This is a genomic window from Chitinophaga varians (assembly GCF_012641275.1).
In the GTDB taxonomy this organism is placed as follows: domain Bacteria; phylum Bacteroidota; class Bacteroidia; order Chitinophagales; family Chitinophagaceae; genus Chitinophaga; species Chitinophaga varians_A.
This window is the reverse complement of sequence record NZ_JABAIA010000021.1, coordinates 1-869: the sequence shown is the minus strand read 5'-3', so window position 1 is coordinate 869 and position 869 is coordinate 1. Positions and strand designations below refer to the sequence as shown.

At 39.5% G+C, this 869-nt stretch carries 1 rRNA gene; it reads left to right on the top strand.

The features are described from left to right. Positions 1 to 4: 4 nt before the first annotated feature. Positions 5 to 116: ribosomal RNA gene (gene rrf, locus HGH92_RS33420) — 5S ribosomal RNA — on the top strand. The last annotated feature ends 753 nt before the right edge of the window (positions 117 to 869 follow it).

Sequence of the window (869 nt, the reverse complement as noted above, 5' to 3'; positions counted from 1 at the left end):
ATCTTATGGTGGTTTTGCCAAGGGTGTTCACCTCTTCCCATTCCGAACAGAGAAGTTAAGCCCCTTATGGCCGATGGTACTGCACTATCATGCGGGAGAGTAGGTAGCTGCCATATTTATTAAGAAAGGTCCTGGTGACATGCCAGGGCCTTTTTCTTTCTATAAAGTAGAAGCTCTTCTCTTCTTAATCATCAGATCGCTCTTATAGTAGAGCATCTCTTCCAGGATCTCCGGATGAATTTCCGATAAAGATCATCAGGGACCCGGGTTTCACCAGGGTTTGCCAGTCTACCTCCAGGTCCGCTACCTATGGACCATTTGAAATACTACTTCAGCAATTAAAATTTAAACAATTTTTTGCTTGCGAATGATAAAGATTATATCTTTGCCATCCGCTCCAAAAAAGCGCTGTTCTTTGCCAATAGACGGGTTGATTATCAGAGTGCTACACTGATCTTTTTATAGAGATATTTGATTAGATAAGTGTTTGATACCGAGGTAATTAAAGATGAAAAAAACTTTAAAAAAGTTTTGGTGGTAATGAAAAGAATCACTACCTTTGCAACCCCAACGCAAACGACGAGAAACACACAAAAGTTCTTCTAAAAATAATACAGGATGTACGGCCGAACGGGCCACGGAGATCGGATCTCAAACATCAGCTAACGATCAGTAAGTGATCGAAAGTTCTTTGAAAGAATGGAAACAACAGCACGAATCAAATTAGTGATAGTTTGATTCAATAAACACAGGTAATGTTATAGCTAACATAATTTAAATATCCGATTAATTTTCTGAAGAGAATTAGTCAGGTATCAACTTCTTTACAATGGAGAGTTTGATCCTGGCTCAGGATGAACGCTAGCGGC